The sequence below is a fragment of the Rhizobium sp. CBN3 genome, from assembly GCF_030518245.1.
GTDB lineage: Bacteria > Pseudomonadota > Alphaproteobacteria > Rhizobiales > Rhizobiaceae > Rhizobium > Rhizobium aethiopicum_A.
In genome coordinates this window covers 66,399-83,673 of the sequence record NZ_JAULSE010000007.1, presented here as the reverse complement: position 1 = coordinate 83,673, position 17,275 = coordinate 66,399, and the positions used below count along the sequence as shown (strand labels likewise).

Sequence of the window (17,275 nt, the reverse complement as noted above, 5' to 3'; positions counted from 1 at the left end):
GAACGCTATCCGTCTTTCCCATCTAGGGCTCGGCCGAATGGCGACCAGCCTCATATGCGCCAACCGGAAGGAAGTCCGTCTTCACGGCTTTTCTGCTTCCGCCGTTTCGGTTAATCCTCAAGGCCTCTCACTCAGGATAAGGATAGGACATATGGCAAAAGTCGCGTTCATCGGTCTCGGCGTCATGGGCTTCCCCATGGCCGGTCATTTGAAGACGAAGGGCGGCCACGATGTCACCGTCTACAATCGCACGGCCGAGAAAGCCGCTGCCTGGGCCGAGAAATTCTCCGGCAAATCCGCCCCCACCCCTGCCGAGGCTGCCGCCGGCGCCGCTTTCGTCTTCGTCTGCGTCGGCAATGACGACGATCTCCGCTCGGTGACCTCAGGCGAGAACGGCGCTCTGCACGGCATGAAGCCGGGTTCGGTGCTGATCGATAATACCACCGCCAGCGCCGAGGTCGCCCGCGAGCTTTATGCCGCGGCAAAGAAAAAAGGTGTGGATTTTATCGACGCTCCGGTCTCCGGCGGCCAGGCCGGCGCCGAAAACGGAGTGCTGACCGTCATGTGCGGCGGCGATGAAGCCGTCTTCGAAAGAGCCCGGCCGGTGATCGACGCCTATGCGCGCATGGTCGGCCTCATGGGGCCGGCCGGTTCCGGACAGCTTACCAAGATGGTCAACCAGATCTGTATCGCTGGCCTTGTTCAGGGGCTTTCCGAAGCGCTGCATTTTGGCAAGCGCGCCGGCCTCGATATTGAAAAGGTCGTCGAGGTAATCTCGAAAGGCGCGGCCGGCTCCTGGCAGATGGAAAACCGCCACAAGACCATGAATGCCGGCAAATATGATTTCGGCTTCGCAGTCGACTGGATGCGGAAAGATCTTGGCATCGTGCTCACCGAAGCCCGCAGCAACGGCGCCAAGCTGCCGGTCACCGCCCTCGTCGACCAGTTCTACGGCGACGTGCAGGCAATGGGCGGCAATCGCTGGGACACGTCCTCGCTGCTCGCCCGGCTTGAGAAATGATCGGTCCCTCCTCCGATCCGGCTGAACTGATCGCGCATCTCGAAACGCTGCGCTCGGAGGAGAATGCCGCCGGGATGGCGCGATTCGGCATCGTCACCGACCGCGCCCTCGGAATTTCCAATCCTGATATCAGGGCAGTCGCCAGATTGGCGAAGAGGAATCATCTCAGGGCAATGCAGCTCTGGCGAAGCGATATCCGCGAGGCTCGGCTGCTCGCTCTCTATACCGCCGAGCCGAAGCGGCTGACGCCGGAAGAAGCAAAAAACTGGGCTCATGATTTCGACTCCTGGGAAATCGTCGACAGCGCCGCCGATCTCTTCGTCGAGGCGGGCCTGGACGAGCTCATTCCGGAATTCGCTGCAGACGAGCGCGAATTTGTCCGTCGCGCCGCTTTTGCCATGATCGCCGGCGCCGCCGTCCATCGAAAGGGCGAGACCGATACGCCCATCCTCTCCTGGCTGCCGCTGATCGAGGCGCATTCCGGCGATCCCCGCAACTTCGTTCGCAAGGCAGTCAATTGGGCATTGCGCAGCGTCGGCAAACGCAATCGCGCATGCCATGGGCCGGCGCTGGGGCTGGCGAAGCTTTTAGCCGAAAGTCCGAATAAAACCGCCCGCTGGATCGGCAGGGACGCGGCGAGAGAGCTGAGCGGCGAAAAGCTGTTGGCGCGTCTGCAGTGAAGCGATGCCACGTCAAGTCTGGGGCTTTCGCCTCGTCAATGGGGCCTGGATTTTTCCACCAGAAAGTCGATCAAGACACTGACCGCCGGCGGCATGCCCTTAGCCGTCGTGAAGACGATATAAAACTGGCTCCCTTCCGACTGCCATTCCGGCAGCACCCGCACCAGCCTGCCGGCCTGCAGATCCGCCTCGCAGGCGCTTTCGAGCAGAAGCCCGAAGCCGAGGCCGGCGCGGGCTGCATCGAGAATGGCGGTCATGCTGCGGCAGGTCAGCCTCGGCTGATGCCGGATTACCCGTTTGTTGTCATTCGGATCGATGAGTTCCCAGCTATGGAACGACACCCACGGGGTCATCGCCAGCGTCGGAAGATCAGCGAGCTCGTCGACGCAATTTAAACCGCCGCTACGTTCGATGAGCGATGGACTTGCGACCAGGATTCGCCGCGCCCGGTCGAGCTTGCGCATCGTCAGGCTCGTTTGTGTCTCCGGCTCGTTGGTCGCCCTCACCTCAAGATCGATCCGTTCATTAATGAGGCCGGCGCGGCGTTCGGAGCCGATAATCTGCAGCTTTTTCTTCGGATAGCATTCGAGGAATTCAGGCAGTATGCCTCCGACGGGAATGTCGACCAGACCAAGCGGACAGCCCATCCGCACCACACCCTGCTGGTCTGCTTGGGCCTCGGTGACGATCGATTTGGCGCGATCGGCCTCCTGCAGAATGGCTGGCATCTTTCGTAAAAAGCTTGACCGATCTCGGTCACCCGGAAGTGACGGGTCGAACGCTCTATCAGCCGCGCGCCAAGCCCATCCTCAAGCCGGCTGACCCGCTGCTCAATTTTGAGCGCGGTATTTTCAGATTGCGACTGGCAGAAGCAAAACCACCGCTGGAAACGACGGCTGCAAAATAATAATAGTCGTTGAGATCGTCCATGCGAACAAGCTATCCGAGAGTATGAATGAATGCCGCCCCGAAGGGGTCTCCAGCAAAGCTGTAATCACATTGTCGGCATTGGATTTTCTTTCCACGACCCGTCGCGGCAAAGCCAACCAATGCCCAATGGTCAATCCAAAACTCTCTTGAGAAAAGAATGGCCTCGATCAAGGCCCGCAGGATGCCGACGTGCGATACACAACATGCCGGTTCGGCTTACCTGGATGGCGCTCCGAAAATACAACCACAAGAGCGCGTGTCAAAAACACTGCAAGGACGGTCCGGCAGGGAAGACCGGACCCGTCCCCGTAGCTGATCGGAGGTCACTCGGATCAGAAACTGATTTGAAGCGTCCCCGGTCCGAAGACCGGGGACACTCACCAAGTGGATTAGAACGAACGCTGCAGGCGGAAGTAGCCCGAGGTGGAGTCGTCGCCATTGTCCGGATCGAAGTACTGAACCGAAGCCTTGGCGTAGAAGTTGTCGACGATCTGGTAATCGACCGTCAGACCAACCTTCCAAGCGTCGTTGTCGCTGAAGTCGTCGCCAGCCTCGTAGATGTCGCCGTAGTACTGGACGCCGGGAGTGATCTTGAGCTTGTCGGTTGCCTTGATTGCGTATTCGGCAGCGACAGCCCATTCGGCTGCGGAGTAGTAGGAGTTCGGGCCGGAAGAATATACGGCTGCGAGGCCGAGCGTGCCGGGACCGATGTCAACCGTACCCATTGCACGGACAGCGCCGTCTTCGTTGTCGAAGTCCCAGCCGCCGGTGACCTGGTAGCTGAAGGCACCAGCCTTGCCGCCAACGCCGAAGGCAACGCCTACGTTGTTCGGGCCTTCGCCGGTTTTGTAGAAGCCGTCTTCCAGTTCGTCGACGCTGAGACCAGCGTAGAAGTCGCCGCTTTCATACTGATAGCGGATGGAGTTGTGCAGCGTTACGATCGAGCCGATGTCGTCGGTTTCACCCGAGAGACCGTCGTCCCACCAGCTGTAGAACAGACCAGCGCGGAAGCCCGCGATGTCGAGGTAAGCGGAGTCGAGAATGGCGTCCTGGTCGGAGGCATTGTCAGCATTGAACTGCATGACGATGACGCCGGTCAGCGGACCATACTCGGTGTCGCTCTTGGCCGTGAACTGAACCTGACCGCGAGTACGGGCATCCCAATCCGAATCGTTGCTGGCCGAGCCATTGAGCGGCTGATCACCAACGTCGACCTGGAAACGGATGTAGCCTTCGATCTTGAGGCAGGTTTCGGTGCCGGGGATGTAGAAGTAGCCGGTGCCGTAAGCGTCGCAGACGCGAACATATTCAACCGGTTCCGGCTCAGCAGCAACAATAGCGTCAGCTGCAAGAACCGGCGTCGATGCAGCAAATGCTGCTGCTGATGCAAGCAAAACCATTCTGATGTTCATTTACCAATCCATTCCTTTGTCGATCGGGGCTGACGTCTCGTCGGGTAGTCAATTTGAAGCCGGCCCAGTTTGAACAGCCATCTCGGCGTGCGGATCGATCGAACCGCCAAACCGTCATCACACAGAAGGCGCATTCAAGCAATTCTCGATATATCTGAGAGGGGTTCGCCGGAGCAACTTTCGCCAGCAACGTGATTTTTATACAACATTTCAAATAATTAGGTGAAAAACGCACAAAACGGCCTCGCAATGGAAACCTCCATCGCAAGCCGCAAACGCTATGCCGCATTCTCAAATTCTCCACCGTTCGACCCCGCCGAACACAATGGTGAAGCACATAAACTCTACCGCCGACTGATGAACCTATACAAGGTAGCGGTGTAGAACATGGTGTTCTGATTTCGATACCAATGAGTCAAAATGATGACAGGACGCTCATTGATGCCACACATCATAGCCGTGCAATCGTTATCAGGCTATATATTTTTCTAGAATTTTGGTGAAACTGAAGCGTTTTTTTGCGATTTTTCCGGCTTTTCTTGCAGTCTGGGCCACATTCTTCCGAGAGCCGCTTCCGGGCGCCGCATTTCCGCATGCCAGCGAATCGCGTCAGAGACCCGGATTCGGGGGCGAGTACCACGCGGCATATGCGACTGCCGGCCAGCGGCTCGTCGCAACCTATCGGCGACTTCAATCCTCGTTGGATTTGGCGTTCTCAAGAATCATGTAGTCGAGCGGCAGCTGCGTCGAATACTTGATCTGCTCCATCGCAAAGGCAGAGGAGACGTCGCGAATCTCGATCTTGGCGATCATCCGCTTATAGAAGGCGTCATAGGCGGCGATATCGGGCACGACGACTCGCAGGAGATAGTCGACGTCACCGCTCATTCTGTAGAATTCGACCACTTCGGGGAATTCGGCAACCACCTCGGAAAAGCGGCGTAACCACTCGATCGAATGGGTGGCGGTGCGAATCGATACGAAAACCGTGACCTTGGTGTTAACCTTCTCCGGATCGAGGATGGCGACCCGACGCTTGATGACGCCATCTTCCTCCATTTTCTGAATGCGCCGCCAGCATGGCGTCGTCGAAAGCCCCACCTTCTTGGCGAGGTCGGCAACGGCAAGGGTCGAATCTTCTTGCAGCAGACGCAGTATTTTTCGGTCGAGGCGGTCCATGCGCACGTCAGTCCTTTCGAATTATTTTCTTTGTATAACCCGATTCCGCGCGAGGAAAAGAATTTTGTTTCAGGAAAGCAGCGTTTTCACCCGCCCTTGCAACACAGGAAGCAATTCTTGCTCGAACCAGGAATTGCGTTTCAGCCAGCCGCTGTTGCGCCAGCTCGGATGCGGCAGCGGCAGCACCGCCGGCGACCGGCCCGACAGAAGGCTGTCGCGCCACGCCCGCACCGTCTCGGTCATATTGCCTCGTCTCTCGTCAGTCATATGCCAGGCCTGCGCATATTGGCCGATGACCAGCAGCAGCTCGATCTGCGGCATCGCCGCGATCACCCTTTGCTGCCAGAGCGGAGCGCATTCACGGCGCGGCGGCAGGTCCGCGCCCTGGTCGTCGTAGCCAGGAAAGCAGAAGCCCATCGGCACGATGGCGAATCGGTTTCGGTCGTAAAAGCTTGCTCTGTCAACGCCGAGCCATGACCGCAGCCGGTCCCCCGATGCATCGTCGAACGGCAGGCCGCTCTCATGCACCCGAAGGCCAGGCGCCTGCCCCGCGATCAGGATGCGTGCACGCGAAGAGATCACGGCCACCGGCCGCGGCTCGTGCGGCAGCCGGTGCTCAGACCCTTTTGCCGGGGCGTCGCGACAGATGCGACAGGCGGCTATTTCCCGCCGCAGAGTTTCCAGCTTGGCTTCGTCGGTCATCGCTACTCCCATCCGACGATCCGCCCGAGGAAGCGCAACGCCTCGCCGTAACTGGATTCCTGGCGGGCATGATCGCGCACATCGCGCGGCCGCTCGAAAGTCCCGGCCCACAGCCCCGCCTTCGCCGCTCTCGCCTCGATCTCTTCCTTGCCGTAGCCACCATAGGAGACAGCCAAGCCTCGGCGCACCATGCCGGCATTGATGTCACCGCCCGTCCCGCTTCGGCAGACGACAAGCAGCCTGTCGTAGCGGTCGCGCCGGTCGCCCTGGCAAAGCGTTCCCGATGCCAGCACCATCTCCTGCAGCGCCTCCCGCGCCACGCGCCCGCAAGCCCAGGCCTTTCCCGCCCGTTCACAGCTCTGATTGATCTCGGGCGCGTCAATGCCTTCGAGGCGGAAGCGCTCCCCGCCCAATGTCAGACTGTCGCCATCGGCAGCATGAAAAGCGCCGACACGCTGGATTGTTGCTCGATCGTTGATCTTGGCGGCAATCAGCGCCAGCAGCACCAGCAGGGCAAAAGCGGTCACGCCGTCGCGAATCAGGCGCAGGCCCCGTGTCACGCTTTCGCCTCCTTAAAAAACAAATCCTTGGCAAAGATGGCAAACATCTTCTTAAGAATTGCCGGTTAAGCTCTTATCCACCCAGGGGTGAAGTTTCAACGTGCACATGAGTACCGGCGTAAGCACATCGACCGACAAGATTATCGTCGACAGGTCGCGCAGCCACCGCAACAAGGCCGTTTCCAAGGCCGTGCGGCAAACACGCGAACGCCTGCAGTCCGGCCATGCGTCCAATTCCGCCTTCGACCGTGACGTACTCAAGATGTATATAGCATCGATGATGCAGGGCGCGACGATCATGCCGCTCTTCGTCGTCATCATCACCGCCCTCGGCGTCTATTTCACTCAAGATACCCAATTGCTCTTCTGGGCGCTGCTGACGCTTACCTGTCACACCGGCAACATCCTGCTCGCCCGGCGCGCGCGCCGACAGGAGATCACCTCCGAAAGCGCCCGCAAATGGCGCCGCCTGCTGCTCGCCGGCCAATTCCTGGTCGGCTGCTGCTGGGCCGTCTTCGCGTTGCAGGGGTGCGACACCTGCGAGCCGTCGAGCTTCATTCTCTATAAGGGCGCAACATTGCTGATTGCGCTTTCCGTCACGGCGATGTCGAACTTCATGCTGACGCCTGCCGTGCTGGTTGCCTTCGCACCGGCGGTCCTGGCGCTTGGCGCCAAGAGCGGCCTGTCGCGCGACCTCCTCGAAATCAGCTTGACCGGGCTCTTCACCACCACTCTCGTCTTCTTCAACTATATCAGCGACCGGCTCTTCAAATCCAACCTCAGGATCCTCTCCTACCAGTCGGAGAAGGACGACCTGATCGCCGAGCTTGAAGTGGCGAAATCGATGTCGGACGAGGCGCGCCGCCGCGCCGAAGAGGCAAACCTCGCCAAGTCCCGTTTCCTTGCCTCCATGTCGCACGAACTCAGGACGCCGCTCAACGCCATCCTTGGCTTCTCCGAGGTGATGTCGGCCGAAGTCATGGGACCGCTCGCCAATCCGACCTATAAAGAATATGCCGGCGATATCCATCGCTCCGGCCAGCATCTGCTCGATCTCATCAACGAAATCCTCGACCTGTCGCGTATCGAGGCCGGCAAATACGAACTGAGCGAGGAAGCGATCTCGCTGCTCGATATCACCGAGGATTGCATCGGCATGGTGCAGCTGCGCGCCCGCGCCAAGAACATTGCCATTTCGGATCAGTTCGAACGGCAGTTGCCGGCTATCTGGGCAGACGAGAAGTCGATGCGCCAGGTGGTGCTCAATCTCCTCTCCAATGCCGTCAAATTCACGCCGCAGGGCGGCGAAATCCACGTCAAGGTTGGTTGGACGGCCGGCGGCGGACAGTACATCTCGATCAAGGACAACGGTCCCGGCATTCCGGAAGAAGAGATTCCCGTCGTCCTCTCGGCCTTCGGCCAGGGCTCGATCGCCATCAAGAGCGCCGAACAAGGCACCGGCCTCGGCCTGCCGATCGTTCAGGCGATCCTTGCCAAGCATGACGGACAGTTCCTGCTGAAATCGAAGCTGCGCGAAGGCACCGAGGTTATCGCCATCCTGCCTGCCAAGCGCGTGCTCCAGAGCCTGCCGGCCGTCGAAGAGGCTCAGGCTGTCGCGCGCAAGCGCAAGAGTTTTGCCTAATGCGTGTCGCCCGGAAGTGTGCGGCGGTTCCAGGATAACGACATTCATAGAAACAAGGAGCTAAAGCGCGTCGCATGAATCAGGTTTCATACAACGCGCTTTAGTTCAACTGAAAAGCAGGTGCTTGCCGAGCATGAAGCCGAGATAGAGGCAGCAGGCGGCGATCATGCAGGTCACCGCGAAGGAACCGAGATCCTTGGCATGTTTGCCGACGATCGAAATCTCCGGTGAAATCCGGTCGATCACCTCTTCGACGGCAGTATTCATCGCCTCCATCGAAAACAGCCCGAGGAACAGCAGCACCGCCACGACGATCTCACCGAAAGTGGCCCCCACCAGCGCCAGCGCCGCCAGCGAAACGAGGGAAAAACCGAGCTCCTGGCGGAAGGCCGCCTCTTTCAGCACGCGCAGGAAACCTGCCCAGGAATAGCTGGCTGCGGCGATGAAATGTCGAAATCCGGTCTGCTTCATCACCGCGGGCTTTGTCAAGATCGATCCCCCCAGAACATATCGCGCAAAAGTGTGCAGCGGTTTTGCGATAACGACATGCGTAAAACAAGGAATTAAAGCGCGGGCCAAGCGAACCTGAAAGATCGCGACGCACTTTAATGCTTGTTGCTCACACCTGCCTGGGCAAACGTCGCCATGCCGGAATGGCAGGCAGCGGCGGCCTTGACGATGCCGGCGGCAAGCGCCGCACCGGTGCCTTCGCCAAGCCGCATGCCGAGCGCCAGAAGCGGCGTCTTGCCGAGCATCTCGATTGCGCGCAGATGGCCGGGTTCGCTGGAGACATGGCCGATCAGGCAATGATCGAGCGCGGAGGGATTGGCAGCTTTCAGGATCGCCGCCGCGGCAGTCGCGACATAGCCGTCGATCAGCACCGGTATGCGCTCCATCCGGGCGGCAAGGATGGCGCCGGCCATCGCCGCGATCTCGCGGCCGCCAAGCCGGCGCATGATCTCCAGGGGATCATTGAGATGGTCGCTATGCAGCGCCACCGCCTTTTCCACCGCCGCGATTTTGCGCTCGAGCATCTCGCCTTCCGAACCGGTGCCGGGTCCGACCCAGTCGCGCGCCGAACCGCCGTAGAGCGCATAGTTGATCGCCGCCGCAATCGTCGTGTTGCCGATGCCCATCTCGCCGATGCAGAGCAGGTCGGTGCCGCCGGCAATCGCCTCCATGCCGAAGGCCATCGTCGCGGCGCAGTCGCGCTCGGAAAGTGCCGCTTCCTCGGTGATATCGCCGGTGGGGTAATCGAGCGCCAGGTCGAAGACTTTCAGCCCGAGATCATAAGCGACACAGATCTGGTTGATCGCAGCTCCACCGGCTGCAAAATTCTCGACCATCTGCTGCGTCACCGCGGGCGGAAAGGGTGTGATGCCCTGTCTGGTGACGCCGTGATTGCCGGCGAAGATCGCCACCAGCGGGCGGTTGACGGCCGGTTGGCGGCCCGTCCAGGCGGCAAGCCAGAAGGCAATCTCCTCGAGCCGTCCGAGCGCGCCCGGCGGCTTGGTCAGCTGCGCGTCGCGTTCGCGTGCGGCCACCAGTGCGCGGGCATCCGGCCCGGGCAGGTCCCGGAGCAGGGTACGGAAATCGTCGAAAGGCAGGCCTGAAACGCTCATCGGTGCGTATTCCTATGAATCGGCTATTCTTGTTTTTTTGACGCAAATCAGCTTCTTTGCGGTGGCTCTCTCTTAAAGCCGGCGGACGAAGCGAACAACATCAAAAGCGCCGCAGCCCCTCCGGCAGAACGAAACAGAATGAAGATCAAGGACTATGCGGTCGATACCGCCCGCGCCGTCGCCTTTCTGAGCCGTCTTCCGATGCCGCCAGCGCTGTTCGAAGGCTATGACGGCAGGCTCGGCCGCCTGGTGCGCGCCTTTCCCCTCGCCGGTCTTGTCATCGGCTTCGTCCCGGCGCTCGCCCTCTTCCTCCTTTCGGGCCTGCGCGCCGACCCGCTATTGGCGGCGCTGATCGCCCTTTCTGTCCAGGCTCTTGCCACTGGCGCACTGCACGAAGACGGCTTGGCCGACACGGCGGATGGCATCGGCGGCGGCAAGAACCGCGAACAGAGCCTTATCATCATGAAGGACAGCCGGATCGGCACCTATGGCGCGATAGCGCTGATCCTCTCCTTCGCGATCCGTGCGGCCGCACTCGCCGCCATTGTCCGCCAGTCCTCACCGCTCGCCGCAGCGCTTGCCGTTGCCGCCGTCGCAGCACTCAGCCGTGGCGCTATCGCCTGGCATTGGCAACGGCTGCCGGCCGCAAAGGCCGATGGCGTGGCCGCCTCGACCGGCCAGCCGAATGAGGCGGCGATGCATTTTGCGCTCGTCTCGGCCGGTCTGCTCGCAGCACTTCTGATCTGGCCGGCATTCGGCCTGCGGCCGCTCGTCGCCAGCCTGCTCGCCACCGGTGTCGCAGGATTCGCCTTCACCGCCGTCATCCGCCGCAAGCTTGCCGGCCACACCGGCGACACGCTGGGCGCAACGCAGCAGATTTGCGAAATCGCCACCCTTTGCGCCCTTGCCACCACTCTTTGAAACTCCGATATATCAGCCATGCAAACACCCTGCATTCACGTCTGCTCCATGGTTCCAGCCACCGGATTTTGCGCCGGTTGCGGCCGCACTCTTCAGGAAATCGGTGGCTGGATGAACTATACCGACGCCGAACGGCGCGGGATCATGGCGCAGCTGCCGGCGAGGCTCGCAACCGCCGCGATGACGAGCCGGATGAAAACAAGCCTCGCCGAGCGGCCGGGGCAGCCTTCATGATCCGTTTCACCGTCATTCTCGTCGTGATCGGTATCGGTCTTATCGTGCTGATCCTCAACGGCGACAGCGGCCGCATTCTCGGCTTGCAAAGTGACGAGTTCGGCCGCTTCGTTTACCTGCTGCCGATCGCACTGATGTTGTCGGCCGGGATCTGGGCGCGCAGCGTCGGTGAAACCATGCGCCAGATGATGATCTGGCTGGTCATCATCCTGGCGCTCGTGACCGTCTATCTCTATCGTCAGGAAGCGATCGGTGTCGGCAATCGGGTGCTCGCCGGTCTCATTCCTGGCCGCGCCGTCGTCGTCACGACGAGCGAAGGTGGCGCGGAAATCATCCTGCACAAGCTCTTGAACGGCCATTTCGAAGCGGACGTCGATGTGAATGGCCGGACCGTCGAGATGCTCGTCGACACCGGCTCCAGCATGGTCGCGCTCTCACACGAGGATGCTGAACGCATCGGCATCGATCTCACCGGCCTCACCTACTCGATGACGGTCATGACCGCCAACGGCCGCAGCCGCGCGGCCCCCATTACGCTCGACCAGGTGGCGATCGGTCCGATCATCCGCAACAATGTCGCAGCCAGCGTCGCCGAGGACGGCCGGCTTGACCAGAGCCTGCTCGGCATGAGCTTCCTGGAAACGCTGGGCTCCTTGCAGATGCAGACGGATGAATTGCGCATGCGGGATTGATCCGGCAGAACAAGTCATGCCCCCGATCCGCTCTCGGCCGGCTCTCCATTGGGAATACGGACCGCAAGTCGCCGGTCGACAAAAGCTGCAAAAAATGCTGCCGACAAGGCAAGTGACGCCGATGTCAGCAACATCGCGAACAGTGTCGACACTGCGCCTGCCTCCCGGAGAAACAGTCCGGCGATCGAAGCGATCAGCGCGGCGCCGGCGATCGACATGGCTGCGGCAAGGCCTGCAGCGGTGCCGGCTAGATGGGCGCGAACCGACATCACGCCCAGATTGGCGGCCGGAAATGTCAAGCCATTGCCGATGCCGATGAACATACAGGGTCCGAAAAATGCCAGGACATGCGTGACGCCCGAGATCGACAGGATCAGCCCCATGAGCAGACCCATGCACGTCGATATACGCGCAATGACGAGCGTGGTGCTGAGCGATATCCTCGTCAATCGGGCAGCGAGATAACTGCCCAGAATGAATCCCGCGGGAACCATTCCCATGAAAAAGCCCAGTTTCGCGCTCGATCCGCCGAGCGAGGAACTGACTGCCAAGGATGCGCCTCCGAGGAAGATATAGAGAGTGCCGGTCGAGCAGGCCATGCACAGCGTATAGGCCCAGAACCGCGCCGAACCGAGAATCTGCCGGTAGGAAGCAAGGTAATTGCCTTTTGATCTCGACGCGGGTCCGGCTGTTTCCGTCAGCTCGCGCATGGAAATGGCGAGGATGGCTGCGCCTATCAGCGCAAGAGCGACGAAGATCGCCCGCCATCCGAACGTTTCGTCGAGAATGCCGCCGACGCTTGGGCCCAGCATCGGCGCGATAGCCCATCCCATGGCGGCGTAGCCGATCCTGTTGGCGGCCCCGCGCTCGCCCGCCGTCTCCTTGATGGCGACGAGCGCGACGCAGAAGCAGGCGGCGATCGACGCCTGCATCACGCGAAACAACAGGAAGATGCCGATATTGGGCGCCAGCGCGCAGCCGATCGACGCGACGATGAAAATGGAAACCGCGATCAGCGCGACCGGCCGGCGCCCATAACGATCCGACATCGCGCCTGCGATGATTTCGGTCAGCGCATTGATAACCGCATAGCCCGCGATCGAAAGATTGACGAGCGCGAAATCGGCCTGGAAGGTGGCCGCGATCTTCGGCAGCGCCGGCAGATAAATATTGACCGGCAGCACGGAGAGCGCCGTCAGTAGGAGAAGGACTGTACGCCGTGGCGCAGCGGTTGAGGCCGTGGCCGTTTCCCCGGCCGTACGGCCGGCAGTCTGAATGGAATCGTCGCGTGTCATGGTCTTGCCCGTCTTGTCAGCGAGATTTTGTGAGGGAATCTGACGAGGCGCAGCGCAAATTCAGGGCACAAAAAAAGCCCCGTCAGGAGCTTGTTTTACCGCGCATGGGGCTGATCGCCGGATGGTTACACCATCCTGCCCATGCGCCCTATCACCACGACAAGAACCATTGCGATCTTCATGACCGTACAGCTAGACAGAAATTTCCATCTCGTCAACGTGCGGTTTCAATGCTCGCAGAAAATGCAAGCCGACGCGCGTGCGCGGCGCGATGCGGCTTTACGGCAATACCTAGATCTGGCACCTTCGAGCGCAAAACAACAAGACCACAAAGAGCAAAAAGAAACTCCTAGTCTGGTGGCACCCCGCATGTGCGACCGGCCCTCGCTTCAGGCGAAGGCCTTGCTCATGAGTGCGACAGGAGTTTCGCATGAATTCACTCTGGCCGATCGTCATCGGCGGCATTCTGCCCGCCGTTTTCTGGGGCGTCACCGCCATCTTCCAGAAGCAGAGTGCTGCGGCCGCCACCGGCTCCGCCGTCTATCTCATCGCCTTCGGCGCCGCTTGCGCCCTCGCCGGTCTGATCGCCGCGCTGATCTGGCGCCCTGCCGCCTGGACCACACAAGGACTTGGTTTTGCCGCAACCGCCGGCGCCTGCTTCGCCCTCGGCACTGGGCTCATCAGCCTCGCACTCATCGCTTATGGCATGCCGGTCTCGAAACTCGCCCCGATCTGGAGCTGCAACGTGCTGGTGACGCTGGCGATAGGCGCAGTCTTTCTCGGCGAAGCCTCCGAGCTCAACATGGCGCGGCTCGCAGCCGGCACCCTTTTCATCCTGTTGGGTGCCCTGCTCGTCAGCAGTGCCTGACAGCGCCTCCGCATTGCGGCTGGATCGCCTTTGTTGATATCCTGCATTGGCGCAAATGCCGGAGCCCGACATGACCCCACGACAACTGAAAACCTTCCTGGCCGTCATCCGGCACGGAAACCTCACACGCGCCGCCGTCGAGGTCAATCTCGCTCAGTCGAGCCTCAGTGATCACATCCAGGCACTCGAAGAGGAGATGGGGGTTGAACTCTTCCTCCGCTCCCGGCAGGGCGTCGCTCCCACACCGGCAGGCATGGCACTGAAGGCCTATGCGGAAGAGATATTGGCACTGAATGATGAGGCGCAGACCGCCGCCCGCGTTGTCGCCGGCATTTCCGAAGCCTCTATCACCCTGGGCACGCTCGAAACCATTGCCGCTGAAAGGCTGGCGCCCTGGCTCTCCCGCCTCCGCAGGCAAAATCCCGATCTTGGTCTCAAACTCAAGGTCGGCGGCAGTGGCGAGTTGCATGCGAAATTACAGAATGGCTCGGTTGATATCGTCTTCACCTTCGATCGCGGCCAGCAGGACGAGCGCTTCGTGACACGCCGCATCGCCAGCGAGCCGCTGGTGCTGATTGCCGCCGGCAGTTCGCAAATCCCGCCGCCGGAAAGCCTCGCAGCCCTGCGCACAGCCCCGTTCATCGCCACCGCGGCCGGCTGCATCTATCGCCACCTGCTCGATACCGCCTTTGCCGAAGCGGATTTAGCTGCGCCGGCCGTTGCTGCGGAAGCCGACAGCATCGCAACGATCATCCGGCTCGTGGCATCAGGCGCCGGCTACGGCCTGGTCCCGAGTCTTGCGGTGGGGCCGTCCATTGCGCGCGGCGATGTCGTCGAACTGCCCTGGCCCGGCCGAGCGCTGGCGGCTTCGCTGGTGATGATGTGGCGACGCCGGCGCGTCCAGCCGCCGCACATCGCTTTTCTTCTGCAATCGGCCAGCGAAAATCTTTCGCCGATCAGACCAGCCGATGCCCGCCTTCGACATGCAGGGTAGTGCCCGTGGTGAAGCCGTTGCCGATCAGGAAACGGATTGCATCGGCGATATCCTCGGGCTGCCCAACCCGCCCAACCGGCAGGCGTTGAGCCATCGCATCCGGCCTCGCTTGCTTGGCGTCACCGGCAACGAAGCTCCAGATCGGCGTGTCCACCCAGCCCGGCGAGACCGCGTTGACGCGGATCGGCGCCAGTTCGACCGCAAGCGCCCTGACCAGGCCCTCGAGTGCCGCGTTGACGGCCGCGACCACCGATCCGCGCGCGAGCGGCCGATAGGCCGCAATACCTGAGGTGTAGGTGATCGAACCAGACGGCGGCAGCCGGGAGGCGCCATATTTCGCCAGCAGCAGCGGCCCGTAGAACTTGCTCTGGACCACCTTTTCTGCCGCCGCCAGTTCGAGCGACGACAGCAGCTGATAGGCTCCTTCGATTTCCGCCGCCGTGCTGACGATATGATCGACCGGTCCGCACTCCCGAAACAGCGCCGCGACCTCCTCCTCCCGGCCTATATCGACGACATGGGTTCGGAGTTTCGGGTGGTCGCCGAGATGACGGCAAGCTGCCGCAAGCTTCTCCTGACCGCGCCCGGCAATCGTCACCGACGCCCCCTCGTCGAGCAGACGCCCGGCAAGCGCCAGCCCCATACCGGAACTGCCGCCGGCAATTATCACCTTCTGACCTTCGACGCTCATAACAGCTGTCTCGCCTCTCCATTGGAATGAGACAGCAGATGCCTCCGCCGGACGCGAAAGAAAAACGGAAGAAACCGATAGCACTATCGGCTTCTCCGATCATCGACGTTCAAGCGGTCAGTTGCGCAGCCGGTATCCGGTCTTGAAGATCCAGCCGAGCATTCCCAGGCAGATTGCCAGGAACACGGTGATCATCGCCAGGCTGATCGCCGGGTTGACATCGGCAATCCCGTAAAAACTCCAGCGGAAGCCGCTGACGAGATAGAGCACCGGGTTGAGGTGGCTGACCGCCTGCCAGAAGGGCGGCAGCATGCTGACGGAATAGAAACTGCCGCCGAGAAAGGTCAGCGGCGGCACGACAAGCATCGGAATGAGGTTCAGCTGCTCGAAATTGCCGGCCCAGATGCCGATCATGAAGCCGAACAGGCTGAAAGTGATCGCGGTCAACAGGAAAAACAGGATCATCATGAAGGGATGTTCGATCCTGACGTCGACGAAGAGATTGGCGGTCAAGAGAATGATGACGCCAATGATCAGGCCCTTGGTGGCCGCCGCCCCGACATAACCGAGCAGTATCTCCGTCATCGCCACGGGCGCCGACAGCACCTCATAGATCGTGCCGGTGAATTTCGGGAAATAGATCCCGAAGGAGCCGTTGCTGATGCACTGGCCGAGCAGCGTCAGCATGATGAGACCCGGCGTGATGAAAGCACCGTAGGATACACCCTCCACTTCCTGGATGCGCGAACCGACCGCGGCACCGAAGACGATGAAATAAAGCGAGGTCGAGATGACAGGTGAGATGACGCTCTGCAGCAGCGTGCGGCGCGTACGCGCCATCTCGAAGAAATAGATCGATTTGACCGCTTCGAAGTTCATTTGCTCGCTCCCACCAGCGCCACGAAGATATCTTCGAGCGAACTCTGCCGCGTCGAGAGATCCTTGAAATGGATATTGTTCTCGCCGAGCCGGGTCAGCAGCGTCGCGATGCTTTCCTGCTCGTTATCGGCGTCGAAATCATAAGTCAGGCGGCTTCCGTCCGCTTCGAGAGTGAGGCCATTGCCGGCAAAACAGTCTGGCAGCCGGCTCAGCGGTTCCGCCAAATCGAGGATGAGCTGCTTGCGGCCGAGCTTGGCCATCAACGCCGCCTTTTCCTCGACGAGCAGCAACTCGCCGCCATTGATGACGCCGACGCGGTCGGCGATTTCCTCGGCCTCTTCGATATAATGGGTCGTCAGGATGATGGTGACGCCCGAAGCCCGGAGTTCTTCGACAACGTGCCACATGTCCTTGCGCAGCGTCACGTCGACGCCAGCAGTCGGCTCGTCGAGGAAAAGAATATCCGGCTCATGGGAAAGCGCCTTGGCGATCAGCACCCGTCGTTTCATGCCGCCGGAGAGCTGACGCAGCATATTGTCCTTCTTGTCCCAAAGCGAGAGCGCCCGCAGCACCTTCTCGATATGCGCGGGATTAGCCTTCTTGCCATGCAGCCCGCGCGAAAAGCTGACTGTGTTGAACACCGTCTCGAACTGATCGGTCGTCAGCTCCTGCGGCACCAGTCCGATCATCGAGCGGGTCGCGCGGAAATCCTTTACGACATCCTGGCCGTCCACCAGCACGCGGCCGCCGCTCGGATTGGCGATGCCACAGATGATCGAGATCAGGGTCGTCTTGCCGGCTCCGTTCGGCCCGAGCAGAGCCAGGATCTCGCCCTTCTCGACATCGAGGTTGATGCCCTTCAGGGCCTCGAACCCGTTGGCATAAGTCTTGGTCAGGTTCTGAACGGAAATAATGGGGGCCATGCAGGACTCTTGCGGATGCTCGAAGTATTT

The 17,275-nt window shown here is 60.8% G+C and carries 18 protein-coding genes and 1 pseudogene; 8 read left to right on the top strand and 11 right to left on the bottom strand.

Annotated elements, in window-relative coordinates:
* The first annotated feature begins 151 nt into the window (after window positions 1-151).
* Window positions 152-1,021, top strand: coding sequence for an NAD(P)-dependent oxidoreductase (locus QWJ46_RS12965; RefSeq protein WP_302751484.1), 870 nt, complete (start codon window positions 152-154; stop codon window positions 1,019-1,021).
* A complete protein-coding gene (locus QWJ46_RS12960; RefSeq protein ID WP_184459669.1) occupies window positions 1,018-1,701 on the top strand; it encodes a DNA alkylation repair protein in 684 nt (227 codons plus the stop codon). Before QWJ46_RS12965 ends, QWJ46_RS12960 begins: the two co-directional genes overlap by 4 nt.
* A gap of 35 nt (window positions 1,702-1,736) precedes the next feature.
* On the opposite strand, the pseudogene QWJ46_RS12955 reads toward QWJ46_RS12960, so the two are convergent.
* The 5 genes and pseudogenes from QWJ46_RS12955 to QWJ46_RS12935 all read right to left on the bottom strand — a co-directional run bounded on the left by QWJ46_RS12955 (window position 1,737) and on the right by QWJ46_RS12935 (window position 6,484).
* Window positions 1,737-2,631: pseudogene (locus tag QWJ46_RS12955) on the bottom strand (LysR substrate-binding domain-containing protein).
* 389 nt (window positions 2,632-3,020) lie between these two features.
* Window positions 3,021-4,043: a porin gene (locus QWJ46_RS12950; protein ID WP_184457938.1), complete on the bottom strand. Its 1,023-nt coding sequence runs from the start codon at window positions 4,041-4,043 to the stop codon at window positions 3,021-3,023.
* A 690-nt stretch (window positions 4,044-4,733) separates the two neighbouring features.
* Entirely contained in the window at window positions 4,734-5,222 is a 489-nt protein-coding gene (locus tag QWJ46_RS12945; RefSeq protein ID WP_004678404.1) for an Lrp/AsnC family transcriptional regulator, read from the bottom strand.
* A 69-nt stretch (window positions 5,223-5,291) separates the two neighbouring features.
* Window positions 5,292-5,924: a uracil-DNA glycosylase family protein gene (locus QWJ46_RS12940; RefSeq protein ID WP_302751482.1), complete on the bottom strand. Its 633-nt coding sequence runs from the start codon at window positions 5,922-5,924 to the stop codon at window positions 5,292-5,294.
* Between the two features lie 2 nt (window positions 5,925-5,926).
* A complete protein-coding gene (locus tag QWJ46_RS12935) occupies window positions 5,927-6,484 on the bottom strand; it encodes a thermonuclease family protein (protein WP_184457932.1) in 558 nt (185 codons plus the stop codon).
* 106 nt (window positions 6,485-6,590) lie between these two features.
* Here QWJ46_RS12935 and QWJ46_RS12930 point away from each other — a divergent pair, with 106 nt between their 5' ends.
* Window positions 6,591-8,126 carry a HAMP domain-containing sensor histidine kinase gene (locus QWJ46_RS12930; protein ID WP_064810556.1) on the top strand — a complete coding sequence of 512 codons (1,536 nt, stop codon included), beginning with the start codon at window positions 6,591-6,593 and terminating at the stop codon, window positions 8,124-8,126.
* Between the two features lie 105 nt (window positions 8,127-8,231).
* Here QWJ46_RS12930 and QWJ46_RS12925 read toward each other — a convergent pair whose 3' ends face one another.
* Together QWJ46_RS12925 and cobT are read right to left on the bottom strand one after the other, a co-directional pair.
* Window positions 8,232-8,615 (bottom strand): diacylglycerol kinase, encoded by a 384-nt coding sequence (locus QWJ46_RS12925; protein WP_302751480.1) that lies wholly within the window; start codon window positions 8,613-8,615, stop codon window positions 8,232-8,234.
* A gap of 116 nt (window positions 8,616-8,731) precedes the next feature.
* Entirely contained in the window at window positions 8,732-9,748 is a 1,017-nt protein-coding gene (gene cobT, locus QWJ46_RS12920) for a nicotinate-nucleotide--dimethylbenzimidazole phosphoribosyltransferase (RefSeq protein ID WP_302751479.1), read from the bottom strand.
* Window positions 9,749-9,886: 138 nt separating this feature from the next.
* Here cobT and QWJ46_RS12915 point away from each other — a divergent pair, with 138 nt between their 5' ends.
* The 3 genes from QWJ46_RS12915 to QWJ46_RS12905 are packed head-to-tail and all read left to right on the top strand — an operon-like array spanning window position 9,887 to window position 11,595.
* Window positions 9,887-10,669 (top strand): adenosylcobinamide-GDP ribazoletransferase, encoded by a 783-nt coding sequence (locus tag QWJ46_RS12915; protein WP_302751478.1) that lies wholly within the window; start codon window positions 9,887-9,889, stop codon window positions 10,667-10,669.
* 18 nt (window positions 10,670-10,687) lie between these two features.
* Complete coding sequence (locus QWJ46_RS12910; protein ID WP_302751476.1) at window positions 10,688-10,903, top strand: DUF1289 domain-containing protein; 216 nt, start codon at window positions 10,688-10,690, stop codon at window positions 10,901-10,903.
* On the top strand, window positions 10,900-11,595 hold the full coding sequence (locus tag QWJ46_RS12905; protein ID WP_302751475.1) for a TIGR02281 family clan AA aspartic protease: 696 nt from the start codon (window positions 10,900-10,902) through the stop codon (window positions 11,593-11,595). Before QWJ46_RS12910 ends, QWJ46_RS12905 begins: the two co-directional genes overlap by 4 nt.
* Before the next feature lie 14 nt (window positions 11,596-11,609).
* Here the strand turns inward: QWJ46_RS12905 and QWJ46_RS12900 are convergent, their stop codons facing one another.
* A complete protein-coding gene (locus tag QWJ46_RS12900; RefSeq protein ID WP_302751474.1) occupies window positions 11,610-12,890 on the bottom strand; it encodes an MFS transporter in 1,281 nt (426 codons plus the stop codon).
* Window positions 12,891-13,320: 430 nt separating this feature from the next.
* Here QWJ46_RS12900 and QWJ46_RS12895 point away from each other — a divergent pair, with 430 nt between their 5' ends.
* Together QWJ46_RS12895 and QWJ46_RS12890 are read left to right on the top strand one after the other, a co-directional pair.
* Window positions 13,321-13,758: a hypothetical protein gene (locus QWJ46_RS12895; RefSeq protein WP_184457919.1), complete on the top strand. Its 438-nt coding sequence runs from the start codon at window positions 13,321-13,323 to the stop codon at window positions 13,756-13,758.
* 70 nt (window positions 13,759-13,828) lie between these two features.
* A complete protein-coding gene (locus QWJ46_RS12890; RefSeq protein ID WP_302751473.1) occupies window positions 13,829-14,752 on the top strand; it encodes a LysR family transcriptional regulator in 924 nt (307 codons plus the stop codon).
* On the opposite strand, the gene QWJ46_RS12885 is transcribed toward QWJ46_RS12890, so the two are convergent.
* The 3 genes from QWJ46_RS12885 to QWJ46_RS12875 form a co-directional block, all read right to left on the bottom strand.
* Window positions 14,715-15,443, bottom strand: coding sequence for an SDR family oxidoreductase (locus QWJ46_RS12885; RefSeq protein WP_302751472.1), 729 nt, complete (start codon window positions 15,441-15,443; stop codon window positions 14,715-14,717). The genes QWJ46_RS12890 and QWJ46_RS12885 overlap by 38 nt on opposite strands.
* 117 nt (window positions 15,444-15,560) lie before the next feature.
* Entirely contained in the window at window positions 15,561-16,322 is a 762-nt protein-coding gene (locus QWJ46_RS12880) for an ABC transporter permease (protein WP_302751471.1), read from the bottom strand.
* Entirely contained in the window at window positions 16,319-17,245 is a 927-nt protein-coding gene (locus QWJ46_RS12875; protein WP_184457913.1) for an ABC transporter ATP-binding protein, read from the bottom strand. The genes QWJ46_RS12880 and QWJ46_RS12875 overlap by 4 nt, the downstream gene beginning before the upstream one ends.
* Window positions 17,246-17,275: the final 30 nt, after the last annotated feature.